The organism is Streptomyces sp. NPDC003943 (assembly GCF_053605265.1).
Genome location: NZ_JBSGIW010000106.1, coordinates 1 through 23,648, shown reverse-complemented (window position 1 = coordinate 23,648; position 23,648 = coordinate 1). Strand labels below are relative to the sequence as shown.

Genomic DNA, 23,648 nt, shown 5'->3' with positions numbered 1-23,648 from the left:
TGAAGGCGTCGTAGATCTGGGCGACGTCGATGTCGTCCGGGGTGAGGTCGGAGTTCTTCCAGAGGTCCCGGGCGGCGGCCGTCGCGGCCGTCGCGGGGGTGGTGCTGCGACTGTCCGCTACGTACACGTCAGGGGGTCCAGATGCCGGTGATCGGGGTCGCGTTGGCGGCCTGGCCCGCGTGCGTGGTGCCGTACATGTCCTCGATCGTGCGCAGCAGGTTGTAGTGGTTGTACGTGGTCGAGGACGAGGAGCCCGGGACCACCTGCTGGCCGTACAGGACGGTCGCGATCTTGTTGCCGGCGAGCCTGTTGTCCTCGTCGAACGTGACCACGAGCAGGCTGTTGTGGGACTTCGCCCAGGTCGCGTAGGCACCCAGGTTGTTCTTCAGCCAGGTGTCACCGGTGCTGACGGAACAGTCGTGCATGTCGCTGCACAGGTTCGGGACGACGAACGACACCTGCGGCAGCGTGGTGTAGTCGGTCGGGAACTGCGCCATGGTGTACGCCGACGAGGTCGGGACGTTCGAGAAGCCGAACCACGGGTTGTGCTTGCGGGCGTAGTTGCCGCTGCTGCAGGTGGTCGAACCCTGGCTGGGCAGCGTCTCGTTGTAGCTCTTCCAGGTCTTGCCCGCTGCGATCAGCTCGGAGGCCAGGTTCGGCGCGGACGAGAAGCCCGGCGTGTAGCAGCTGTCGTCCGTGATGCCCTGGGTGGAACCCGAGAACATCGCGAAGTAGTTCGGCTGGCTGGGGTGGGTCTCGCCGTACGACTGGGTGAGGTTGGCGCCGCCGGCCTTCAGCGAGTTGATGTACGGGGCGCTGGAGCTGCCGATGATCTGGCTGTAGGCGTGGTTCTCGAAGACCACGACGACCACGTGGTCGGGGGTGGGGACGGTCGCCGCCGCCTGGGCCTGCGACGTGCCGCCGGCGCCGGCCCACAGGCCGATCGACGCGGCCGCGAGGCCGAGGGCGGACAGAAGGGCGGTGCGGCGTTTCGTGGGCGCGCCGGACACGGCTACCTCCGGTTGAGGGTGGGGACTACGGGAGCGGTGCAACCGGCACAGTAGGAGTGAGCATGTCAACCTGGAAGGTGTTCCGCGTGAAGACCCGGGAAACGTCTCGTGCCCCCACGCGAACACACTCCCTCACCTGCTCAGTTTCCCCCCGATCCGCATCAGCCGCAGAGCGCCCGCTGGTAGAGGACCTTGATCGCGCCGTCGATGGGATGCGGCTGCGGCTGCCCCGAGGCGTCCGGCTTGCTCCAGCGCATCAGATTGATCGCGGCGGACATCCGGCGCGCGCCGTCCTCCCGGGTGAACGACATGGTCCCCGCGCCCCAGACCGTGCCCCGGTTCCCCCAGAAGGTGCCGCACCCGGGGATCGTCAGCTTCTCCAGCCCCAGGCCGTACTCGATCGCCGACCCGTCGAGGGCGACGACCGGGACCGTCCGCCGCATCTCGGCCAGCGCCGCCGCGCCGACGACCTCGCCGGCGAGCAGCTTCCCGTAGAAACGGTTCAGGTCCGCCACGGTCGACACCAGCCCGGCCCCCGCCATGTCCCACGACATGTCGTAGACGCTGTAGTCGCGCGGCGGTTCGAGCGTGCCCCACAGCCCCTCGTACATCCGCGGGTGCGGACCCTCCACGCACGGCCCGGTCGGGAACGCGGTGTGACGGAGCCCGGCCCGCGCGATGACGTGCTCCGCGACGTACTCCTCCGCGGGCCTGCCGGTCACCTTCTCCAACAGCAGCCCGAGAAGCAGGTAGTTGGTGTTGGAGTACACGCCCGGGGTGCCGCCCGGCTCGGCCGGGGACGGTGCCGCGAGGCCCAGCGCGATCAGCTCGGCCGGCCCGCACTCGCGGAACCGGTACTCGTCCAGACTCCGCGCCGACACGTCCCAGGGCGCGCCCTGGATGGACGGGAAGGCGTACGGGATGTACTCGGCGAAACCGCTGGTGTGGTTCAGCAGCATCCGCACCGTGACCCGCCGGCCGCGCTCGCCCGGCACGAGGTCCGGCAGCTGCTCCCCGATCGGCGCGTCGAGGCCGATCCGGCCCTGCTCGACCTGCTGGAGCACCGCTGCGGCGGTGAACGTCTTGGTGATGCTGCCGACGCGGTGCCGCATGTCGGGCGTCACGGGACGCCCGGTCTCCGTGTCGGCGATGCCGGCGGCACCCTGCCACACGTCGTCGCCGCCGCCCACCTCCGCGAACACGCCGGGCATACCGGCCTCGTGGAGGCCGTCGAGGGCCGCCTGGAGCGCGGCGGGGTCGAGGCTCGAAGGTGCGGGGATCTCGTGGTCCATGGTCATGTCCGTCCTTTCCTCGTACGGGTTCTTCTGCGACCGGGCCGCCGGCCGGTCCGACGGCCTCGCCGGCCTCGACGGGCAGGCTCAGCCGTCCAGCGCGCGGCGCAGCACCGCACCCAGCTCGGCGTTCTGCCGCTGCGAGACCTCGGCGGAGAGGATCGCCTGCGAGCCGTGGAACGTCCCCGGCCACTGGTGCAGCTCGACCGACACCCCCGCCCGCAGCAGCCGCAGCGCGTAGTCGATGTCCTCGTCACGGTTGGGGCAGAGCTCCGCGGTGGCGATGTACGCCGGCGGCAGCCCGGCCAGGTCGGTCGCCCGGCCCGGAGCGGCGTACGGCGTGGCCGGCCGCCCGCCGAGGTAGTGCCGCCACGACGCCGCCGCCTTGTCCCGGTCGATCCACGGGGTGTCCGTGAAGTTCCGCTGCGACCAGGTCTCCTGGCGGTCGTCGAGCTGCGGCTGGTTGAGCAGCTGGAACCGGATCGCCGGCCCCTGCTCGTCCCGCGCCCGCAGCGCCACCGCCGCCGCGAGCCCGCCGCCCGCGCTGTGCCCGCCGACCGCGAGCCGCGCCGGGTCGACGCCCAGCTCCGTGGCGTGCCCGGCCGCCCAGCACAGCACGGCGTACGCGTCGTCGAGCGCGGCCGGGTGCGGATGCTCGGGCGCCCTCCGGTACCCCACCGAGATCACCACGACCCCGGAGTTCGCCGCGAGCCGGGCCGCCCACGGGTGCTCCGTGTCCAGGTCGCCCATGACGTATCCGCCGCCGCGCAGCCACACGACCGCGCCGCCGCGTGACCCGTACGGCCGGTAGACGCGCACCGGCACCTCCGGATCGGCCGCCACCGTGATGTCCGTGATCTCCATGCCCGACGTGTCCGGCGCCGGCACGCCGGCCGCCAGCGCGGCGAGCCCCGCGCGGGCGGCGACCGGGTCGTCCAGGCCGGACCGCGGGAACAGCGGGATGAATGCTTCGAGTTCGGGATCCATGACGCCCATCCTCGCGGCCGTGGCCGGGCGGATCATCCGCCGTCCGTCGCGCGTCCGCCCCCGATCCCGCGCCGCCCGTCGCGGTTCGCGCGGGCAGGCGGCTGCCTATGCTGCTCGCATGGAGGCACTGGCCGTACGGCTCTCGGGACTCGATCCGTACGTCGACGGCGCGATCCGCATCGTCGCGTTCTACGACACCCTGATGCGCCGCCGCGTCGATCTCCCGGCCCTCGCCCGCGCCTCGGCGGGCCTGGCCGAGTGCGTGGCCGGCATCCGGCTGCGCGGCACGGGCCGTGTGCTCCGCATGTCGCCGGAGGGGACGGAGGCGAAGGAACCGGCGGGGGCGGCGACGGTGTCGGCGCCGGTGACGCTGGACGACGAGGAGATCGGGAGGGTGTGGCTGGAGCGGGCGGACAGCTCACCCGGCGCGCCCGGACCCGCCACCCCGCCCAACCCCCTCGACGAGGTCCTCCTCGACCGGCTCGCCATCGCCGTCGCCGGCGTCGTCGAGCGGTACGGGCCGGCGCGGACCACGATGGCCGACCCGGCGCTCGTCGAGCTCGCCGTGAGCGCCGACTGCGAAGAGGCCGCGCGGGCGCGGGCGTTGCGGCTGCTCGGCTTCCCGGCCGGGGTGCCCGTTCGTGTGGTCGCCGTGCGGTCGCGTCTGCCGCTCGACGACGTGGGCGCCCGGGTGTGCCCGGAGGGGCACGTCAAGGCGGCGCCGCTCGCGGCCGTCGGGGTGCTGCTGGCGACCGCCGTGGACCCGGCCCGGGTGCCGGCGGGCGTACGGGCCGGCATCGGGGACGCGGACAGCCCCGAGCGGTCGTGGCGTCAGGCCCGTACCGCCCTGCGATTCACCACCGCGCGTGAACCGGTCGTCCATCACGCCGACTTGGGAGCGCTGGCGCTGCTCGCCGAGATTCCGGCGGCCGCCGTGCGCGAGAACCCGGACGTGGTGGCGGTCGCCCGGATCGCCGCAGCCGACCCCGACGACCTGGACACGCTCGACGCGTACTGCCACACCGGGTCCCTGCGCCGGGCCGCCGAACTGCTCCACCGCCACCACAGCAGCGTCGCCCGCCGCGTCGAGCAGCTCGCCGGGGCGATGGGCTTCGACGTGACGGAACCGGCCGGGCTCGGCCGGGCCCGCATCGCCCTGAGCTCCTGGCGGTTGCTGGAGAACGGGTGACGTTCAGGGCGTGCACGTGGTGCCGGGGCGGACCTTCGTGAGGGAGGTCAGGTACGCCTCGACCTTCCTGTCCACGCAGGCGTTGCGGCCGTAGCCCGTGTGGCCCGGCGCGTCGAAGGACAGCAGCATGCCGCCGGGGAACTGCCGTGCCAGGCTGACCGCTTCGGCGTACGGGGTCGCCGGGTCGCCCTCCGTACCCACGACGAGGACCGGCGGAACGCCCTCGGCGCGCACCCGGTGCGGCCGCTCGGGACCGGTGGGCCAGTCCTTGCACACGAGCTCGCTCGCGACGGCCGACGTGCCGTACACGCCGGCCGCCTTGTCGGCGGCGGGAAGCGCGTCCCAGTAGGCCCGTTCGTCGCGCGGATGGGGGACGTCGAGGCAGTTGATCGCGGTCAGGGCCGCATCGCTGTTGTCCTCGGGCACGGTGTCGGACGCCCCCGGCGCGTCGGAGCCGTCGGACGCGCCCGAGTCATCGGAGTCACCGGAGTCACCGGAGTCACCGGAGTCGTCACCGTCGTCGGAGGCGTCGGAGTCGTCCGCCGCCAGGGCCGCCAGCTTCGTGCCGTCTCCCGCGTCCGCCGCCCGCAGCGCCTCGGACAGGCCCTGCCACTGCGCCTCCGGCGTGTACATGGACAGGCTGAGCGCGGAGACGATCCCCTCGGCGTCGAGCCCGTCGGCCGAGCCCTCGACCGGCAGCGGCTCGTGCTGCGTCCGCCGCAGGAGCCGGTCGATCAGCGCGCGTATCTCCTCGGGCGTGGCGCCGGGGCAGGCGTCGCCGACCTGGTCCACGCAGCTCCGCGCGTACTCCTCGACCGCGTCCCGGAAGCCCCTGGACTGGCCGATCATGCGCTGCCGCCAGTCCAGGGAGGGGTCGACGGCGCCGTCCAGGACCATCGCCCGTACCCGGTGCGGGAACTGCTCCGCGTACGAGGTGCCCAGGCTCGTGCCGTACGACCAGCCGACGTACGTGAGCCTCCGCTCGCCGAGCGCCGCCCGCAGCACGTCCAGGTCCCGGGCCGCGTCGCGCGTGCCGACGTGCCGGAGCAGCGGACCGCTCGCCTTGGCGCAGGACTCGGCGGTCTCCCGCGCGCCCGCGAGGACGTCGGCCCGCTCGGCGTCGGTGCGGGGGTAGAGCGGCGTGGGGGGCGCGTCGGACTCCGGCTCCGGGGACCGCGCGTCCGTCTGCCCCGCGGTGCGGCAGGTCAGGGCCGGCTTGCTCTCCCCGACGCCGCGCGGGTCGAAGGACACGATGTCGAAGCGCTCGCGCACGCCCTTGCCGAGTTCGTCGGCGAGGCCGTCCTTGAGGGCCTGGACGCCGCGTTCGCCCGGGCCCCCGGGGTTGTAGACGAGGGAGCCGATCCGCTTGCCCGCCGTGGCGGTGGCGGCCTTCGCCACCGGCAGGACGAAGGTCCTGCCGTCACCGGGACGCGCGTAGTCCATCGGCACGGTGAGCGCGGCGCACCGGAAGTCGCCGCAGGGCCGCCATGCGAGCCGCTGCTCGTAGAAGCGCCGCAGCTCGGGGCGGGTGGACGGGTCGGCGGGGGCGGCCGAGGTACGCGGCCGGCCGCCGTCCGCGCCGGTCCCGGCCGTGGTGCAGGCGGCCAGGGACGTGGCGCCGAGGGCGGCGAGGGCGATGACGAGGGTCCGACGGCGGACGAGGGCGCGGATCACGAGGAACTCCCATGGGTGAACGGTCCCCGGAATGATCACGCGCCGATGCTGAGGTTTTCCTGAAGACCGGGAGCGGTCCCGAGGAGTCAGTCCGGCGTGGGCAGCCGCAGCACGAAGCGTGCCCCGCCGCGCTCGCCCCGGTCCGCCGTGAGGGTGCCGCCGTGCGCGTGGGCGACCCAGGCGGCGATGGAGAGGCCGAGGCCGGTGGACCCCGATCCGCTGCGGAACCGCTCGAACAGGGCGCCCGCGACCTCCGGAGGAAGACCGGGACCCGCGTCCTCGACGGTCAGCGTGCCGTCGCGGGCCACCGTGATCAGTACGTCCGCGGGGACGCCCGGCCGGTGCCCGTGTCGGAGCGCGTTGCCCAGCAGATTGCCGACGGCCCGCCGCACCAGGTCGGGATCGGCGACGACGACCGTGTCCGCCGCCTCGACCCGCACCCGGTGGCCCGCCGTGGACGCCTCCCCGGCGAGCCCCTCGACGGCCTCGTCGACGACCGCCTCCACCAGCTGGTCGAGCCGCAGCGGCTGGCGTGCCAGTGTCGCCGTGCCGGACATGAGCCGGGCCCGGGTGAGCAGCCCGTCGACGAGGCCGCCCATGCCCTCGGCGAGGCGCAGGGTGCGCCGGTGCACCTCCGCGCTGTCCGTCTCGCCGCGCAGCGCCGTCTCGGCGAGCGTGCGGAGCGAGGCCGCCGGTGTCCGCAGATCGTGGGCGGCGTCCGCGAGGAACGCCTCCTGCTGGGCGAGCGCGGTGAGCGCGGGCCGCACCGCGCGCCCGGACAGCAGGTGACCGACCGCCGCGGAGAGCAGCACGAGCAGCGCGCAGCCGCCCGACACGACCCACACGAGCCGCCGGTGCCGGGCCTGTTCGGCGGTCGCGTCGGCCACGGTGACGAGGACACCCTGCGGCGGCTCGTCCCCGGCCGCGTCCGGCGCGTAGAAAGGCTGCGCGAACACCCGTACCGCCCCGCCGTCTGTCGTGTGCCGGTCGAAGGCGCGCACCTCGTCGGCCCGCACCGCCGCCCGGCCGGCCGCCAGGACGGTGCCTCGGCTCACGGCGAGGCACGGCTTGGCCGGCGCGTGCCGGACGGTCAGCCGGTCCGGGTCGGCGTCCGACACGAGGAGCACCGTCAGCGGCGGGCAGGCCGTGTTCACGTTGTCCGCGAGGACCCCGGTGTCCAGGCGGCCCGCCTCGTCGGTCTCCAGGAGGCCCAGGGCCCAGCTGGTGTCCGCGTCCATCGAATGGTCGAGCTGCTCGCGCCAGCGGCCGCTGTCACTGCGCACGGCGAACACGGCCATCGCGACCAGCCCGACGGCGCTGGTCAGCGCGAACAGCAGGCTGATCCGCCGGCGCAGCCGCAGCACGCGCTCCGTCGGGGTGAGGGGGCGCGTGCCGCGGCGACGGAAGGGGTTCATCGGGCGGGCCTCACCGGACGTCGGCAGCGGGGCCGGGGCCGCCGGGCGGTGCGAGCCGGTAGCCGACCCCGCGCACGGTGTGGATCAGCGGCGGGTCGCCGAGCTTGCGGCGGAGCTGGGAGACGAGCACCTCGAGCACGTTGGACTGCGGCTCGGCCATCTCGTCCCAGCAGCTCTCGATCAGCTCGGCCCGGGAGACCGCCTGGTCGGCGCGGGTCGCGAGGACCTCCAGGACCGCGAACTCCCGGCCGGTCAGCGTGAGCAGCACGCCGCCGCGGCGCACCTGCCGGCGCGCGGTGTCGATCTCCAGATCGCCGACCCGGTGCACCGGAGGGCGCACCACGGCGGCGCGGCGGCACAGGCTGCGCACCCGGGCGACCAGCTCGGGCACGGCGAACGGCTTGACGAGGTAGTCGTCGCCGCCGCTCGCGAAGCCCTCCACCCGGTCCGCCACGGTGTCCCGCGCGGTCAGGAACAGCACCGGCACCTCACGACCGGCGCGCCGCAGCCCGTCGACATAGCCGGCCGCGTCCCCGGACGGCAGCATCCGGTCGAAGACCGCGCAGTCGTACCCGGTGACGAACAGCGCCTCGTCGGCCTGCGGCAGATCGGCCGCCTCGTCGACCGCGAACCCGGCGGCCCGCAGGGCGGCGGCCACACCGAACCGGAGGTTTTCGTCGTCCTCGACGAGCAGTACGCGCACCCGCACACCCTAGGCGGTGCCCTCCCGGCGCTGTCCCGGTGCCCTCCCGGGGCCGCCCCGCCGACCCCGGACCGCTACGGGCGGCCCGCTACGCCCGGCCCGCGCCGTTCTCCGCGCAGAAGCGCGTCACCAGCTCGACGTACTCCTCCGGGTGCGTGACGTGCGGGATGTGCCCCGCGCCCTCGAAGACATGGGTGCGCACGCCGGACAGCGCCCCGGCCACCCGGTCCACCACCACGCCGAACCACGCCGGGCTCTCCGTGCCCCGGGTCACCAGCGCCGGCACGTCGGCCGCGCTCAGGGCGGCGAGGTCCAGGGCGGCCCAGTCCGGGTCGCCCTGCTCGTCGAGGAAGGTGGGCGCGTTGGTGAGGAAGGTGTCCCGCAGCCGCGGCGGCATCTGCTCCCAGGCGCCCGGACCGAAGGCCACCTCCTCCACGAACGTCCGCGCCCCGGCCAGCGCGTCGCCCTCCCGCAGCAGCTCCACCACCCGGCCGATCCGCCGGCCGGTTTCCGCCATCTGCTCCTCGTACGCGGGCATGCCGGCCACCAGGTCCATCAGGGGCGGCTCGTGCGCCACGATCCCCCGGAACAGCTCCGGCCGCCGGGACGCGAGGCCCAGCGTGACCGACGCGCCGAAGGAGTTGCCCGCCACGAAGGCGGGCGCGAATCCCAGGGTCTTCAGGAGCTCGGCCAGGTCGTCCTCGTCCTCGCGCCGCGTCCCCTGGCGCTCCGGCCGGTCGCTCTCGCTGTGCCCCCGGCGGTCGTACACGAGCACCCGGTGGCGCAGCGCGAGACCGTGCACGACCGCGTCCCAGTTGTGGTGGTCGCCCCAGGAACCGTGCACCAGGACCAACGGGTCGCCGTCACCGCCGGCCTCGTAGAACAGCCCGACACCGTCGACCTCGACCCTTGCCATCTGCGCTCCCTGCGGCGACCAGCGGACGAACAACCGGAACCCCGACCATTGTCCGGACCGGATTCCTCAGCGGTGGGAGAACACGCAGGCCATGCGGGTGTCCGGGTTGCTGCTCAGCCCGACGATCGCCCCGCCGTCCGCCGGGTTCGCGCGGGCGTGCGCGCCCGCGTACCCCTGGGAGGTGAGGAAGACGCCGACGGCCGCGATCCAGTCGGCGGCCGCCCCGGTCGCCGGGTCGAGCACCGGCTCCGGCCGCGGCTCCACCCGTTCCTGCGCCAGATAGCCCCGCTCGGTGGCGACCGCGAGCGCCTCGCGCCACTCGGCGTCGGTGCACTCCCAGCCGACGAAGGTGTCGATGCCGCCGTGCCCCGCGCCCGGCTTGAGGATCAGCCGCTCCCGGCGCTCCCGGCACTCGTCGAGCAGCGCGGCCGGCGCCCCCGCCCGCAGCGTCCGGGACCACGGCAGGACCCGGTCCACCAGGGCCCGTTCCTTGTCGTCGAAGGCACCGGTCCAGCGCGGGTCGGAGAGCATGGCCAGCGCGCTCTTGTGCGCGTGGAGACCCGACTCCAGGGAGGCGAAGAGCACCGTGCGGCCCGCCTCGTGGGCGCGGAACAGCCGCTCCGCCACCTCCGGCCCCGCCGGGTCGTCGAGCAGCTGGCTCGCCCCGAAGTTGCGGAGCACCAGATCCAGCGGCTCGCCGTCCAGGGCCAGCTTCCCGTCCGGCCGGGTGCGCAGCTCCCCGACCTCGCCGATCACCAGCCGCAGGCCCTGCGCGGCCATCGCCTCCTGGACGGCGCGCATCAGCGGCCCGAAGGCGGCCACCCCGCCGTGGCCCTCGACGAGCCCGATCACCGGCTCCGCGCCGCCGCCCGCGAGCGCCGGCCGGGCGCGCTCGCGCAGGTCCGCCGCGAGCCGCGCAGCCGTGTCCACGTGACCGAGCCCGTGCGCGGCGGCGAACGCGCCGAACTCCTCGACCTCCAGCAGTCCCCGGTTGCACACGGCCATCTCCAGGCCGCCGACCTCGCTGCCCAGGTTGAACTCGAGGAGCCGGTAGCCGCCACCGTCGTGGTACGCGTCGGCGCGCCCCAGCTTCGCCGGGCGCCCGTCACCGGACCGCAGCAACAGGGCCGCGTGGCGCGGCGCGAGCCCGAGCTCCGCCGCGTACGCCGTGCGGTCGCCGTCGAAGAGCCGGTCCGGCAGCGAGACGAGCAGCTCGAACAGGTCCTCCAGGTCCCGCGCGAACTCCCGTATCTCCTCCTCTTGTACGAACCAGGGGCGCGACAGCAGATGGGGCCGCCAGGCCCCGTCGAAGACGGGCGGCAGCACGGCGCGCGCGGACGCGTCGCGCAGCCCGTCGTTCCCGCCCAGGCACTCGTCCACGTAGGTGCGGCTCAGCAGAGTCATGGACCCCAGCAGATCACGGCGGGCGGCCCGCGCGACAGGCCCGTGCAGCGGGCTCCGCGGACCGGCGCGGTGACTGTCAGCGGGGCTGTCAGTGGGGGGTGTCAGACTCTGCTCATGGTGTACGAATTCCTCGCAGCGGCGGGCGTGCTCGCCCTGCTCACGATGGCGCCCGGCCCCGACATGGCGGTCGTGACGCGGCGGGCCGTCGCGGCGGGCCCCGGCGACGCGGTGCGGACGGTCGCCGGGATCACGACCGGGCTGCTCGTCTGGGGAGTGCTGTCCGTGGCGGGGCTCGCCGCCGTCCTGGCCGCGTCCGCCACCGCCTACACCGCCGTCAGGCTGGCCGGCGCCGCCTATCTCGTCTTCCTCGGCGTGCAGGCGCTGTTCGCCGCCCGCCGGAAGCGGCACGGCGACGCAGACGCCGGGACGGCGGCGGAGTCCATACCGACCCCGCCGCCGTCCGCCAGCCCGTGGCGCACCGGTCTGGTGAACAACGTGCTCAACCCGAAGATCGCCGTCTCCTACACCGGCCTGCTGCCGACCCTGGCACCGCACGGCCTCTCCCCGCACCTGGGCATGGCGCTCCTCGTGCTGATCCACGCGGTGCTCACGGCCGTCTGGCTCGGCGGCTATGTGCTGCTGCTCACCCGGGCCCGGGTGTTCTTCTCCCGAGCCGCCGTGCGCCGGGGGATGGAGCGGATCACCGGTGCCGTACTGATCGGCTTCGGGCTGAAGGTCGCCACCGCGCAGAACTGACGCCTTCGGGGCCCGGGGGTCTCAGGACCCCCATGCCTCGAACTCGTAGATCCGGGCCGCCGGATCCGTCGTCTGCGTCGGCTTGGTGATCACCAGACGGACGTAGCGGGCGGTGAGCGAGACCGGGTGGGTGGTGGTCGCCGCCGTGTTGCCGGTGACGGTCACGGCGGTGGTCCACGGGGCGGTCGTGCTGCCGCGGACCTGGACGGTGAAGTCGCGGGTGTTCCAGTTCGCGCTCTCGCCGCCCGCCGCCGCGTGCTTCACGACGAAGCGGTTCAGCGTCCGGGAGGCGCCGAGGTCCACCTCGAGCCACTTCGACGTCGTCAGCGTGCACCACTTGTCGGTGGTGCCGCCCGACACGCTGCCGTTGACGGCCTTCGCCGCCGACTCGTCGGCGTTGCACTGCCCGGAGGCCGTCGCGGGCCGGTTCAGCGCCAGATCGGCGTCGGTCGTCGCGGACCAGGTGACCGTGGTGCTCGCGGCGGGCGAGCGGCCGAACTCGGTGGAGACCGCCTCCACGTCCAGGGTGGTGGTCGTCTCGGTGCCGACGCGGTCGAGGCGCGGCACGAAGTAGCTGTCGTTCGGGGTGGCGCCGAGGAAGGTGCGGCTGCCGTCCGGGTTGCGGCGGTACACCTCGTAGTGGTGCACGGCTCCGGTGGCCGAGGCGGTCCAGGCGAGCCGCAGCGACTTGCTCGTGGCGCCGGAGTCGGCCGTGCCGAGGACCGTCGGGGCGGTGGGGGCCGCCGGGGCGTCCACGGTGCCGTCGTACAGCGCGAGTTGGCCGACCTTGATGTCGTACGAGGCGGCCGTTCCGGTCGTCTGGAGGCCCAGCTGGGCGACGGTGCGGCCGGCGTACGGGGAGAGGTCGAGGGTCCGGCGCTCCCAGCCGGCCGTCGTGGTGGAGCCCAGGTCGAGGGTGGTGAAGCTGGTGGGGGAGTCGGTGAAGGAGACGGCGGCCTTCAGGCGGGTCGGCCCGGCGGACGGGGTCTTCAGCACCACCGACAGCCTGGTGTCCGCCGCGACCGGCAGCCGTGTCTGGTACAGCCGTACGGTGTTCACGGCGTCGAGCGGCCCGGTGAGGCGCAGCGCGGAGCCGCCTTCGTACGCGTCGGTGAAGTCGTACGACGGCTTCAGCTTCGTGCCGGTGGACTGCACCAGCCAGCGGTAGGTCGGCGGCACGTCCTGGAGGGAGAGGTTGTTCCAGCCCGACGACGACACCCGGACGCCGCCGGAGTGGTAGAAGTCGCCCTGCCCGGCGTCGAAGGAGGTGACGAACGGCTTCGCGGTGACCGGGGAGGACTCGGCGATGTAGTTCGCGACGCCCTTCCAGGAGGAGGTGGTCGTGGTGTCGGACGGGTCGCCGTTGGCGCCGTCCCAGTAGCGGGCCTCGCGGGCGTAGGAGTCGGCGCGGTCGGTGGACGAGTTGTGGGTCCACTCGGGGCGGTAGAGGCCGAGCGAGGCGGTGTGCGGGCGGCCCGGCGGGAAGAGCGCGTCCCAGTTCACGCTCGTGTCATAGCCGTTGGCCTCGGTGTCCACGCCGGCGAACAGTTCGTACTCGCCGCGGCCGAGGCCGCGGGCCAGCGTGCGGGAGGAGTCGAGCCCGGCGGCGCTCCAGTTGAAGTTGAGGAACATCGAGTCGCTGGTCCGCAGCGAACCCTCCTGCAGGAAGGCGTCGTTGGCGGAGGTGAGGGCGTTCTGCCAGTTCACCGAGCCGGACTCGGTCATCGCGTCGTACCACATGAAGTCGACCGGGCCGAGCGAGCGCGCGTACCGGAGGGTGTTGCGCATCTCGGTGGCGAGCGTGCTGTCGCCGCCGCCCGTCTCCTGGTTGATGAACCAGCCGTCGAAGCCGTAGTACCGGGCGGCCTGGACCAGTTTGTCGGCGACCGGATAGCGGGTGCCGGACTTCTGGACGAAGTCCCGGACCCACTGGAGCTGGCCGCCGTACGCGGCGGGCGGGAAGAACACCGTGCCGTAGACCTTCACGCCGTTGCGGTGGGCGGCGTCGATCACGGTGGGGTTCGGCGCGAGGATGAGCCCCTCGCCGGCCGAACCGCCCCAGAAGACCAGCGTGTCGACGTACTGCCAGTGTCCGAAGGCGTAGTAGCGCGGATCGGGCGAACCCTGCGAGGGGTTGCCGGAGGTCGGCGCGAACGACACCAGGGACACCACCTTGCCCTCGCCGGCCCGGGCACCGGCGTTGGCCTTCAACGCCGGGTCGGCGACCCGGGGTTGGAGCGGCACCCGGGAGCGGTTGAAGCGGGCGTCGGGGTCGGTGGCGGGATCCCAGTTCAGGATGGTGTTCGGGTACCAGTACGAGGCGTAGGGCTGGTCGCCGGTGGCGGCGACAACGTTGTCGGGCGGCGCTGACGCCGAGGCGTTCGGCGGGCCGGCGAGGCCGAGCACGGCCGCGGACAGCGCGGCGGCCAGCAGCAGGGGCAGTCGTCTCATCGGAGCTCCGGTCCAGCAGAAGGGAGGAATCGGCCGGTGGTGCCGGTGGCGCGACGGTGCGGTGACGGACCGGGCGGCACTCCGCCGCCCGGTCCGGGAGGCTAAAGGGCTTTAGCGGAAGGGTCAAGAGGTGCGTCCGCCGGCGCCGCCGTGCTCTCGCGGACCGTGAGGCGCGGGGTCGGGTTCCGTACGTCCCGCGCCGAGGACGGGTCGTCGAGCAGCGCCAGGAGCGCGCCGGCGACCTGCTCGCCGAGGGCGAAGGTGTCCCGGGAGAGCGCGGTCAGCGAGGGGTGGACGATCCGGGCCAGGGCGGAGTCGTCGAAGGACACGACCGACAGCTCGCCCGGCACCGGCACGCCCATCTCCGCGGCCACCCCGAGCCCCGCCACCGCCATCACGTCGCTGTCGCAGACGATCGCCGTCGGCCGCTGCCGCCGCGGCCGGGCGAGCAGGGTGCGGGTGGCGGCCGCGCCCTCCGCGTCGCTGAAGTCGGTCGGTACGGAGACGGCCTCGGCGAGGCCGAGCCGGCGCGCCGCGTCCCGTACCGCCCGGATCCGGCGCCGGGTGTGCTGGAAGGCGGGCAGCCCGGCGAGGTGGGCGATCCGGCGGTGGCCGAGGGCGGCCAGGTACTCGACGATCGAGGTCATCGCCTCGCGGTCGTCGGCCCAGACGGCGGGCAGGCCGCCGTGTGGGCCCGGGCCGCCGAGCACCACCGTCGGCACGCCGAGCTCCTCCAGGACCGGCACGCGCGGATCGCGCACCTGGAGGTCGACCAGGACGAAGCCGTCCACCCGGTGCTCGGAGGTCCAGCGCCGGTAGACCTCGATCTCGGCCGCGGTGTCCTCGACGACGAGGAGCTGGAGCGCGACGGAGCGGGCGGAGAGACCGGCCTGCAGCCCGGAGAGCAGCTGGCCGAAGAAGGGTTCGAGGCCGATGGTGCGCGCGGGGCGTGCGAGCACCAGGCCGACCGCGCCGGCGCGGGCCCCGCCGAGGGCGCGGGCGGCGCTGTGCGGGCGCCAGTTCATCCGCTCGGCGACCCGCAGGATCCGCTCCCGGGTTGCCTCGCTCACGCCCGGGCGCCCGTTGAGCGCGAAGGAGACGGCGCCCTTGGAGACGCCCGCCTCCCTGGCGATGTCGGCGATGGTCGGTCTGGCCACCGGACGCCCCCTCATCCCGCGTGTCCGCGCACGCGCTCTTGACACCGGAGTCTAGCCGCGAGCATAGTCCCGCATCGCTAGAGCGGTTTAGTCAAGCAAGTCGAGCGACAAGCAAGCCGAGCAAGGTCCGCGCACACCCCCGCGAAGTCCGAGCAAGGAGACACCCTCGTGCGACAGACGCGACCCGTACGCAGAAGCCCGCTGGCCCGCTGGACCGCCGTGGCGGTGGCGGCCGTGACCCTCGCCGGCTGCGGCCTCGGCGGCGCCGAGGACTCCGGCGCGCCCGGCCCGGCCGCCGCCCACGGCGAGGTGAAGGGCAAGGTCTCCCTCCAGACCTGGGCCCTCAAGCCCAAGTTCACCGCCTACATGGAGAAGGTGATCTCCGGCTTCGAGAAGAAGTACCCGGGCGTCGAGGTCGAATGGCTCGACCAGCCCGGCGAGGGCTACTCCGAGAAGGTCCTCAGCCAGTCCGCCGGCGGCACCCTGCCCGACGTCGTCAACCTGCCCCCGGACTTCGCGCTGCCGCTGGTCAGGCAGAACCTGCTGCTCGACATCGCCGCGTCCGACCCCGCCGCCGGCACCGACTACGTCAAGGGCGGCCTGGACGCCTACCGCTTCCCCGGCCACGACGGCACGTACGGCTACCCCTGGTACCTCAACACGGACGTCAACTACTGGAACAGCGAACTGTTCACCAAGTACGGCCTCGACCCGAAGAAGCCGCCGGCCTCCCTCGACGAACTCGTCAGGGCCGCCCGTACCGTCAAGGCGAAGTCCGGCGGCCAGACGTACCTGATGAGCCGCAAGCCCAACCTCATCGACCTCGCCAACGCGGGCGTGCCCATCATGTCGGTCGACGGGAAGCACTTCACCTTCAACACCCCCGAGGCCGCCGCCGTCCTCGACACCTACCGCGCGGCCTTCAAGGAGGGACTGCTGCCCAAGGACGTCCTCACCGAGACCTACGCGGGCAACACCAAGCTGTTCAGCTCCGGCACCGCCGCCTGGACCACCGCCGGCGCCAACTACATCACCAGCCTCGGCACCGACAACCCGAGCCTCGTGCCCAAGGTGGTGCCGTCCCCCGCCATCGGCACCCCGCCGCTGTACGTGCAGGGCCTGTCCATCCCGAAGAACACCAGGAACCCGGCCGCGGCCCTCGCGCTCGCCCGCTGGGTGACCAACGCCGAGAACCAGGCCGCCTTCGCCCACGAGACCAGCATCTTCCCCTCCACCACCGCCTCCGCCTCCGACCCGTTCTTCAGCAAGAGCGACGGCAGCAACGCCGGCGACGCCAAGGTGATCGCCTTCCGCTCGCTCGCCTCGGCCCGGGTCCTCGAACCCGTCCAGGCCAACGACGCCGTCAAGACCCTGATCAACCAGCAGATCGCCCTCGCCATCAGCGGCCAGAGCGGCTCGAAGGAAGCCCTGGACACCGCCGTCGCCCGCGCCGACCAGCTGCTGAAGGACTGAAGCTCCGTGACCCACCGGCGCTGGTTCACGCCCTGGCTGCTCGCCGGTCCCGCCCTGGTCTGGCTCGCCGTCTTCAACGTCTTCCCCGCCGTCAACACGGTGATCCTGTCCTTCACCAACGCCAGACCGCTCGGCGGCGGGCACTTCACCGGCCTCGCCAACTACCGACGGGCCCTGGACGACGAGCAGCTGACCGACGCCCTCGTCAACAGCGTCCTCTATCTGCTCGTCTGCCTGCCGCTGCTCATCGTCCTCCCGCTGCTGCTCGCGCTGCTCGTGGAGAAGAGGCTCCCCGGCATCACCTTCTTCCGCACCGCCTTCTACACCCCGGTCGTCGCCTCGGCCGTCGTGGTCGGTCTCGTCTGGGGCTGGGTGCTCGACGAGCGCGGGCTGCTCAACGGCCTGCTGCAGCAGCTCGGCCTCGCCGACCGGCCGGTCTCCTTCCTCACCGACCGCTGGCTGCTGCTGCTCAGCGCCATCGTCCTCACGGTGTGGAAGGGGCTCGGCTACTACATGGTCATCTACCTGTCCGCGCTCGGGAACGTCGGCCGCGAGCTGCACGAGGCCGCCGCCGTCGACGGCGCCTCCGCGCCCCGCAGGTTCTGGCACGTCACCCTGCCCGGCGTCCGTCCCGCGACGCTGCTGATCTCCGTCCTCGTCACGGTCAACGCGCTGCGGGTCTTCTCCGAGCTGTACGTGCTGTCCAACGGCACCGGCGGACCCGGCGGGCGCGACATGTCGGTGGTCATGCTCATCCAGATGTACAGCCGCGGCTTCAGCGGCCACATCGGATACGCCTCCGCCCTCAGCGTGCTGCTCTTCGTCCTCACCGTCGGCCCGATGGTCCTGCTGGCCCGCATCAACCGGAAGGAGGCCACGGCATGAGCGCACCGGGCCGCGCCCCGTCCGCCGCCGAGCGGACGGTCCGCTACCTCCTCCTCGTCCTCGTCCTGCTGCTCACCATCGGCCCCTTCCTGTGGCAGCTGTCCACCTCGCTCAAGGGGCCGGGCGAGGACGTCTGGTCCCGTACCCCGGGCTTCCTGCCCGAGCACCCCACCCTCGCCAACTACGCCAAGGTCGCCGACACCGTCCCGGTGTGGACGTACGCCGCCAACTCAGCTGTAGTGGCCGGCATCTCCGTCCTCGGGAACGTGGTCGGCGCCACCCTCGCCGGCTTCGCCCTGGCACGGCTGCGCTTCCGGGGCGCCCGGCTCGCGCTCGGGCTCTTCGTCGCCACCCTGGTGCTGCCCGGCGAGGTCACGATCGTCTCCCAGTACGTGACGGTCCGCAGCCTCGGCCTCACCGACACCCTCGTCGGGGTCGCCCTGCCCGGTGCCGTGGCCATGCTGAACGTGCTGCTCATGTACACCGCCTTCCGGTCCGTGCCGGCCGAACTCGACGCCGCCGCCCTGGTCGACGGCGCCAACGCCTGGCAGCGGCTCGTGCACATCGCCCTGCCCAACGTCAGGGGCATGCTGAGCGTGGTCGTGATCTTCACCTTCATCCAGGCCTGGGACGACTTCCTGTGGCCGCTGATCGTGCTCAACGACCCCGGCCGCTACACCCTCACCGTCGGACTCCAGTACCTCGACGGCACGTTCTCCGCCAACCCCCGGCAGATCGCCGCGGGCACGATGATCGCGTTCCTGCCGGTCGTCGCCGTGTTCGCGGTGCTCCAGCGCTTCTTCTTCAAGGGGGTCGAGGAGGGCGCGCTCAAGGGATGACCGCTCCGGCCGCTCGGACGACCACACGGGTGCCGACCCGGGTGCCGGCCGACGGCACCGCTCGCCGTCTCACGAAGGAACCGCACCGCACATGACGACCAGTCAGCATGTCTCCTCCGGTCCTCGCTTCGGCGTCAACTACACCCCCAGCCAGGGCTGGTTCCACCACTGGCTCGACTTCGACCTCGACGCCGTCCGCGCCGACCTGGACTCCGTCGCCGCCCTCGGCCTCGACCACGTCCGGGTCTTCCCGCTCTGGCCGCTCTTCCAGCCCAACCGCACGCTCATCCGGCCCCGGGCCGTCGAGCAGCTCGGCCGACTCGTCGACGCGGCCGGCGAGCGCGGCCTCGACGTCGCCGTGGACGGACTCCAGGGACACCTCTCCAGCTTCGACTTCCTGCCCGCCTGGACCCGCACCTGGCACCGGCGCAACCTCTTCACCGACCCCGAGGTCCAAAGCGGCCAGGCCGCCTATCTGCGCGCCCTCGCCGCCGCCCTCGCGGACCGGCCGAACTTCCTCGGCATGACCCTCGGCAACGAGATCAACCAGTTCTCCGGCGACCCCCATCCCGATCCCGACCGCGCCACGCCCGCGCAGGCCGCCGACTGGCTCGGCCGCATGCTCGCCGCCTGCGAGGAGGGCGCGCCCGGCCGGCTCCATCTGCACGCCGCCTACGACGCCGCCTGGTACCTGGACGACCACCCCTTCACCCCCGGCCACGCCGCCAGGACCGGCGCCGTCACCGCCGTCCACTCGTGGGTCTTCAACGGCACCGCCCAGCGCTACGGCCCCGACTCGGTCGCGGTCGCGCAGCACGCCGCCTATCTGATCGAGCTGTCCAAGGCGTGGGCCGACGACCCGGGCCGCCCCGTCTGGCTCCAGGAGGTCGGCGCCCCCGCCCCGCACGTGCCCGCGGAGCGCGCGGCCGAATTCACCCGGTCGACCGTCGCCGCCGCGCTCGACTGCCCCGGTCTGTGGGGTATCACGTGGTGGTGCTCCCACGACGTCGACCGCTCGCTCGCCGACTTCCCCGAACTGGAATACAGCCTGGGCCTGTTGACCAACGACCGCCGGGTCAAGCCGGCCGGCCGGGCCTTCGCGGACGCCGTCGCCGAAGCCCGTACGACCGGGGCCGCGGCGCCGCCCAGGAGCACCGCGCTCGTCGTCGACCTCCCGGAGGAGGTCACGAAGCGCTCGTCCTGCGGCCCCGGCGGCCCGCATTTCGAGGCGTTCATGCGGCTGGCCGCGGACGGGGCCCGCCCGGCCGTGGTCCTCGCGTCCCGCGCCGACGACCCCGCGTACCTCGCCGCCCGCGGCATCACCGAGCTGGTCACGCCGGACGCCCTCGGCGGCCCGGGCCCCGCCCGCGACTCCGCCCCGCGCGGCTGACCCCGCCCCGTACCGCCCGCCCTCGCCCCTGTCCCTGGGAGTGCTCCGCATGCATGACGACCGCAGTCTCGTCGAGTCCCGGCTCAAGCGGGTCCTCGACGAACGCATCCGACCCGCCGTCCACCCGCAGTCCGTGCCGCTCCGGGCCGGGATCTGGACCGCCCCCGGCGAGCCCGTCCCGGTCGCCGAGGGCCTCGCCGCGCCCAGGACCCCGATCGCCGTCGGCGACGCGTGGGGAGCGCCCTGGAGCACCAGCTGGCTGACCGTCTCCGGCACCGTGCCCGAGGAGTGGGCCGGCCGCACCGTCGAGGCGCTCATCGACCTCGGCTTCGACGCCAACATGCCCGGCTTCCAGTGCGAGGGCCTGGTCTACCGCCCGGACGGCAGCCCGGTGAAGGGCCTCCACCCGCGCAACCAGTGGGTGCGGATCGCGGCCCCGGCGGCCGGCGGCGAGGAGGTGCTGCTGCACGTCGAGGCCGCGGCCAACCCGGTGATCCTCGACTACCACCCCTTCCTGCCCACCGAGCTCGGCGACCGGGACACGGCGGGCGACCGGCCGCAGTACCGGCTCGCCCGCATGGATCTGGCTGTCTTCGACGAGACGGTGTGGGAGCTCGTCGCCGACCTGGAGGTGCTCGGCGAGCTGATGGCGGAACTGCCCGTCGAGGGCGCCCGCCGCTGGGACGTCCTGCGCGCCGTCGAACGCGCCCTCGACGCGATCGACCTCCAGGACGTGAACGGCACCGCCGCGGCGGCCCGCGCCGAGCTGGCCGGTGTCCTCGCCACGCCCGCCGAGCCCTCCGCCCACCGCCTGAGCGCCGTCGGGCACGCCCACATCGACTCGGCCTGGCTCTGGCCGCTGCGCGAGACCGTCCGCAAGGTGGCCCGCACCACCGCCAACATGACCGCCCTCCTGGAGGACGAGCCCGACTTCGTCTACACGATGTCCCAGGCCCAGCAGTACGCCTGGATCAAGGAGCACCGGCCCGAGGTGTACGCCCGGGTGAAGAAGGCCGTCGCCGAGGGCCGCTTCGTACCGGCCGGCGGCATGTGGGTCGAGTCCGACACCAACATGCCCTCCTCGGAGGCGATGGCCCGTCAGTTCGTGCACGGCAAGCGCTTCTTCCTGGACGAGTTCGGCGTGGAGAACCACGAGGCATGGCTGCCCGACACCTTCGGCTTCGCCGGCGGCCTCCCGCAGATCATCAAGGAGGCCGGCTCGAAATGGCTGCTCACCCAGAAGATCTCCTGGAGCCAGGTCAACTCCTTCCCGCACCACACCTTCTGGTGGGAGGGCATCGACGGCACCCGGATCTACACCCACTTCCCGCCCATCGACACCTACAACTGCTCCATGCAGGGCAGGGAGATCGCCCACGCCGTAAGGAACTTCAAGGACAAGGGCCGGGCCAGTCACTCGCTCGCCCCGACCGGCTGGGGTGACGGAGGCGGCGGAGCCACCCGCGAGATGATCGCCAAGGCGGCGCGCATGCGCGACCTGGAGGGCTCGGCCCGGGTGCGCTGGGAACGGCCCGCCGAGTTCTTCGCGAAGGCCCAGGCGGAGTACCCCGAACCACCCGTCTGGGTAGGGGAGTTGTACCTGGAGCTGCACCGGGCCACCCTCACCAGCCAGGCCCGCACCAAGCAGGGCAACCGGGCGAGCGAGAACCTGCTGCGCGAGGCCGAGCTGTGGGCCGCCACCGCCGCCGTACGAGCCGGATTCCCCTATCCGTACGAGGAGCTGGACCGCATCTGGAAGACGGTGCTGCTGCACCAGTTCCACGACATCCTGCCCGGCTCCTCCATCGCCTGGGTGCACCGCGAGGCGGAGGCCACGTACGCCGCGGTCGCCGAGGAGCTGGGCGGGATCGTCGACCGGGCCCAGCGTGCCCTCGCCGGCGACGGCGACTCCGAGCTCGTCTTCAACTCCGCCCCGCACGGCCGCGCCGGCGTCCCCGCCGGCGGCGCCCGGCGCGCCGACGCCCTGCCCGCCGCGCCCGGCCGCTGCACGGTCGAGCCGCGCGCCGAGGGCGGCTTCGTCCTCGACAACGGGCTGCTGCGGGCCGTCGTCGACGCGCGCGGACTCGTCGTCTCCGTCGTCGACCTCGACAGCGGCCGCGAGACCGTGGCCCCCGGCGCCGCCGCCAACCTCCTCCAGCTCCATCCCGACTTCCCCAACATGTGGGACGCCTGGGACGTCGACCGCTTCTACCGCAACACCGTCACCGACCTCACGGACGTCGACGAACTGACCGTCGCCACCGACTCGGCCCAGGCCGTGAGCGTCCGCGTCACCCGCTCCTTCGGCTCCTCGCGCGCCGTGCAGACCCTCGGCCTCACCGCCGGTGCCAAGCGGCTCGACCTCGACACCGAGGTGGACTGGCACGAGACCGAGAAGTTCCTCAAGTGCGCCTTCCCGTTCGACCTGCACACCGACCGGTACGCCGCCGAGACCCAGTTCGGCCACCTGCACCGCCCCACCCACACCAACACCAGCTGGGAGGCGGCCAAGTTCGAGGCGTGCAACCACCGCTTCGTGCACTTCGAGGAGCCCGGCTGGGGTGTCGCGCTCGTCACCGCCTCGACGTACGGCCACGACGTCACCCGTACCGTACGGGCCGCCGACCGCGGCACCACGACCACCGTCCGGGCCTCCCTGCTGCGCGCCCCCCGCTTCCCCGACCCGCGTACCGACCAGGGCCTGCACCGTTTCCGCCACGCCCTCGTCCCCGGCGCCGTCATCGGCGACGCCGTCCGCGAGGGCTACCGGATCAACCAGCCCGAGCGGCGGGTGCCGGGCTCGGCAGAGGTGGCGCCGCTGGTGGGCGTCGCCGACGAGGCCGTGGTCGTCAGCGCCCTGAAGCTCGCCGACGACGGCAGCGGCGACGTCGTGGTCCGCGTCTACGAGTCGCGCGGCGGCCGCGCCCGCACCCGCCTCACCGCCGGCTTCGCGCTCGCGGACGCCCGGGTGTGCGACCTCCTGGAGCGGCCCCGGGAGGGCGAGGCCGTACGGGTCGAGGGCGACGACGTCCTGATCGAGCTGCGCCCCTTCCAGCTGCTCACCCTCCGGCTCGCCCGGGCGTGAGCCTCGCGTGACCACGACGGGTGGCCCCGGATCCGCCCAGCCCTGGGCAGCGGCCGGGGCCACCCCCTACTCTTGCGCCACTGATCGGCCGGGTACGAGGGTGGGGACGAGATGAGTGTGCTGCCGGACGGGCTCGGCGCGGCGATACACGGCACCGCGCGGGACATCGCCGACATCGTGCGCGCCGCACCCGACACCGGGCGCCCGGTGCCGCGCCTGACCTGGACGTTCGGCGAGACCGCGGCCCACCTCGGCCAGGCGAACGAGCTGATGGCCGAGCTGGCCGCCGGCCGCCCCCGGCCGTACGGCGACGGCACCCCGCAGGGCATCGCTGCCGCCAACGAGAAGGCGCTGGCCGCCTTCCCCGAGCGGGGCGCCGGGCCGCTCGCCGACCTGATCCTCGACCAGGCCCTCGCCTTCCTCGACGCGGTCGAGGAGCGCGACCCGCAGGAGGTCCTGGACACCCCGCTCGGCCCCCTCGACCCGGCCGGCCTCGGCGCGTACCTGCTCACGCACATGCTCGGCCACGGCTACGACCTGGCCCGGTCCCTCGGCCGCCGCCACATGCTCGACCGCGAACGGGTCGAGCTGACCCTGCCCTTCATGACCGCCGTGATGCCCCGGGTCGTCGACCCGGCCGCCGTCGCGGGCCTCACCGCCCGCTACCGGGTACGGCTGTGGGGCGGCGCCCGGTTCGGCGTGACCGTCGCCGACGGCACGGTCACCACCACGACCGGCCCGTTCGACCGCCCCGACTGCACCGTACTGACCGAGCCGGTCGCCTTCCTGCTCATGGCGCTCGGCCGGATCGACCCGGTCCCGGTGATGGCGACCGGCCGCGCCCTCGCCTGGGGCCGCAAGCCCTGGCTCGGGCCGCGCTTCCCGGGCCTCTTCGTGGCTCCGTGACTCAGGCCGACACCCGGGCCTGGTGCACCCGCAGCTGCAGCGTCGCCAGGTCGAGCAGCGGGGGGGGGGCGCGGCGGGCGCCGGCCCGGGGCCCCCGGTCGCCGACGTGGTGCGCG

Annotated in this window: 18 protein-coding genes; 8 read left to right on the top strand and 10 right to left on the bottom strand. The window is 73.6% G+C overall.

What is annotated here, in order from left to right; genetic code table 11:
- Positions 1-128: 128 nt before the first annotated feature.
- From ACWEV0_RS31285 to ACWEV0_RS31275, 3 genes are all read right to left on the bottom strand, one after another.
- Positions 129-1,010 carry an alkaline phosphatase family protein gene (locus ACWEV0_RS31285; protein WP_453153052.1) on the bottom strand — a complete coding sequence of 294 codons (882 nt, stop codon included), beginning with the start codon at positions 1,008-1,010 and terminating at the stop codon, positions 129-131.
- A gap of 161 nt (positions 1,011-1,171) precedes the next feature.
- Positions 1,172-2,308 carry a serine hydrolase domain-containing protein gene (locus ACWEV0_RS31280; protein WP_453153051.1) on the bottom strand — a complete coding sequence of 379 codons (1,137 nt, stop codon included), beginning with the start codon at positions 2,306-2,308 and terminating at the stop codon, positions 1,172-1,174.
- An 81-nt stretch (positions 2,309-2,389) separates the two neighbouring features.
- On the bottom strand, positions 2,390-3,289 hold the full coding sequence (locus tag ACWEV0_RS31275) for an alpha/beta hydrolase (RefSeq protein WP_453153050.1): 900 nt from the start codon (positions 3,287-3,289) through the stop codon (positions 2,390-2,392).
- A 118-nt stretch (positions 3,290-3,407) separates the two neighbouring features.
- Between ACWEV0_RS31275 and ACWEV0_RS31270 the strand changes: the two genes are divergently transcribed.
- On the top strand, positions 3,408-4,478 hold the full coding sequence (locus ACWEV0_RS31270) for a helix-turn-helix domain-containing protein (RefSeq protein ID WP_453153049.1): 1,071 nt from the start codon (positions 3,408-3,410) through the stop codon (positions 4,476-4,478).
- 3 nt (positions 4,479-4,481) lie between these two features.
- On the opposite strand, the gene ACWEV0_RS31265 is transcribed toward ACWEV0_RS31270, so the two are convergent.
- From ACWEV0_RS31265 to ACWEV0_RS31245, 5 genes are all read right to left on the bottom strand, one after another.
- Entirely contained in the window at positions 4,482-6,191 is a 1,710-nt protein-coding gene (locus ACWEV0_RS31265) for an alpha/beta hydrolase (protein WP_453153048.1), read from the bottom strand.
- A 47-nt stretch (positions 6,192-6,238) separates the two neighbouring features.
- A complete protein-coding gene (locus ACWEV0_RS31260) occupies positions 6,239-7,567 on the bottom strand; it encodes a sensor histidine kinase (RefSeq protein ID WP_453153047.1) in 1,329 nt (442 codons plus the stop codon).
- A gap of 10 nt (positions 7,568-7,577) precedes the next feature.
- Positions 7,578-8,270 (bottom strand): response regulator transcription factor, encoded by a 693-nt coding sequence (locus tag ACWEV0_RS31255; RefSeq protein ID WP_453153046.1) that lies wholly within the window; start codon positions 8,268-8,270, stop codon positions 7,578-7,580.
- Positions 8,271-8,358: 88 nt separating this feature from the next.
- On the bottom strand, positions 8,359-9,186 hold the full coding sequence (locus tag ACWEV0_RS31250; protein ID WP_453153045.1) for an alpha/beta fold hydrolase: 828 nt from the start codon (positions 9,184-9,186) through the stop codon (positions 8,359-8,361).
- A 66-nt stretch (positions 9,187-9,252) separates the two neighbouring features.
- Positions 9,253-10,590 (bottom strand): hypothetical protein, encoded by a 1,338-nt coding sequence (locus ACWEV0_RS31245; protein WP_453153044.1) that lies wholly within the window; start codon positions 10,588-10,590, stop codon positions 9,253-9,255.
- Between the two features lie 114 nt (positions 10,591-10,704).
- On the opposite strand from ACWEV0_RS31245, the gene ACWEV0_RS31240 reads away from it, so the two are divergent.
- On the top strand, positions 10,705-11,346 hold the full coding sequence (locus ACWEV0_RS31240; RefSeq protein ID WP_453153043.1) for a LysE family translocator: 642 nt from the start codon (positions 10,705-10,707) through the stop codon (positions 11,344-11,346).
- 21 nt (positions 11,347-11,367) lie between these two features.
- On the opposite strand, the gene ACWEV0_RS31235 is transcribed toward ACWEV0_RS31240, so the two are convergent.
- Both ACWEV0_RS31235 and ACWEV0_RS31230 read right to left on the bottom strand, forming a co-directional pair.
- The gene (locus ACWEV0_RS31235) at positions 11,368-13,797 is read right to left on the bottom strand and encodes an endo-beta-N-acetylglucosaminidase (RefSeq protein ID WP_453153042.1); all 2,430 of its coding nucleotides are present in this window, start codon (positions 13,795-13,797) and stop codon (positions 11,368-11,370) included.
- 101 nt (positions 13,798-13,898) lie between these two features.
- Positions 13,899-14,954, bottom strand: coding sequence for a LacI family DNA-binding transcriptional regulator (locus tag ACWEV0_RS31230; protein ID WP_453153041.1), 1,056 nt, complete (start codon positions 14,952-14,954; stop codon positions 13,899-13,901).
- A 168-nt stretch (positions 14,955-15,122) separates the two neighbouring features.
- Here ACWEV0_RS31230 and ACWEV0_RS31225 point away from each other — a divergent pair, with 168 nt between their 5' ends.
- From ACWEV0_RS31225 to ACWEV0_RS31200, 6 genes are all read left to right on the top strand, one after another.
- Positions 15,123-16,427, top strand: a complete 1,305-nt coding sequence (locus ACWEV0_RS31225) for an ABC transporter substrate-binding protein (RefSeq protein WP_453153040.1) — start codon at positions 15,123-15,125, stop codon at positions 16,425-16,427.
- Positions 16,428-16,433: 6 nt separating this feature from the next.
- Positions 16,434-17,312 (top strand): carbohydrate ABC transporter permease, encoded by an 879-nt coding sequence (locus ACWEV0_RS31220; protein ID WP_453153039.1) that lies wholly within the window; start codon positions 16,434-16,436, stop codon positions 17,310-17,312.
- Entirely contained in the window at positions 17,309-18,151 is an 843-nt protein-coding gene (locus ACWEV0_RS31215; RefSeq protein WP_453153038.1) for a carbohydrate ABC transporter permease, read from the top strand. Before ACWEV0_RS31220 ends, ACWEV0_RS31215 begins: the two co-directional genes overlap by 4 nt.
- A gap of 91 nt (positions 18,152-18,242) precedes the next feature.
- Complete coding sequence (locus ACWEV0_RS31210) at positions 18,243-19,541, top strand: glycoside hydrolase 5 family protein (RefSeq protein WP_453153037.1); 1,299 nt, start codon at positions 18,243-18,245, stop codon at positions 19,539-19,541.
- A gap of 49 nt (positions 19,542-19,590) precedes the next feature.
- The gene (locus ACWEV0_RS31205) at positions 19,591-22,626 is read left to right on the top strand and encodes an alpha-mannosidase (RefSeq protein ID WP_453153036.1); all 3,036 of its coding nucleotides are present in this window, start codon (positions 19,591-19,593) and stop codon (positions 22,624-22,626) included.
- A gap of 111 nt (positions 22,627-22,737) precedes the next feature.
- A complete protein-coding gene (locus tag ACWEV0_RS31200) occupies positions 22,738-23,532 on the top strand; it encodes a maleylpyruvate isomerase family mycothiol-dependent enzyme (RefSeq protein WP_453153035.1) in 795 nt (264 codons plus the stop codon).
- The last annotated feature ends 116 nt before the right edge of the window (positions 23,533-23,648 follow it).

Coding starts and splice junctions, on each gene's coding strand:
- ACWEV0_RS31240 (WP_453153043.1), top strand. CDS start 10,705: ATGGTGTACGAATTCCTCGCAGCGGCGGGCGTGCTCGCCCTGCTCACG.
- ACWEV0_RS31210 (WP_453153037.1), top strand. CDS start 18,243: ATGACGACCAGTCAGCATGTCTCCTCCGGTCCTCGCTTCGGCGTCAAC.
- ACWEV0_RS31200 (WP_453153035.1), top strand. CDS start 22,738: ATGAGTGTGCTGCCGGACGGGCTCGGCGCGGCGATACACGGCACCGCG.
- ACWEV0_RS31250 (WP_453153045.1), bottom strand. CDS start 9,186: ATGGCAAGGGTCGAGGTCGACGGTGTCGGGCTGTTCTACGAGGCCGGC.
- ACWEV0_RS31275 (WP_453153050.1), bottom strand. CDS start 3,289: ATGGATCCCGAACTCGAAGCATTCATCCCGCTGTTCCCGCGGTCCGGC.
- ACWEV0_RS31280 (WP_453153051.1), bottom strand. CDS start 2,308: ATGACCATGGACCACGAGATCCCCGCACCTTCGAGCCTCGACCCCGCC.
- ACWEV0_RS31245 (WP_453153044.1), bottom strand. CDS start 10,590: ATGACTCTGCTGAGCCGCACCTACGTGGACGAGTGCCTGGGCGGGAAC.
- ACWEV0_RS31235 (WP_453153042.1), bottom strand. CDS start 13,797: ATGAGACGACTGCCCCTGCTGCTGGCCGCCGCGCTGTCCGCGGCCGTG.
- ACWEV0_RS31215 (WP_453153038.1), top strand. CDS start 17,309: ATGAGCGCACCGGGCCGCGCCCCGTCCGCCGCCGAGCGGACGGTCCGC.
- ACWEV0_RS31260 (WP_453153047.1), bottom strand. CDS start 7,567: ATGAACCCCTTCCGTCGCCGCGGCACGCGCCCCCTCACCCCGACGGAG.
- ACWEV0_RS31205 (WP_453153036.1), top strand. CDS start 19,591: ATGCATGACGACCGCAGTCTCGTCGAGTCCCGGCTCAAGCGGGTCCTC.
- ACWEV0_RS31270 (WP_453153049.1), top strand. CDS start 3,408: ATGGAGGCACTGGCCGTACGGCTCTCGGGACTCGATCCGTACGTCGAC.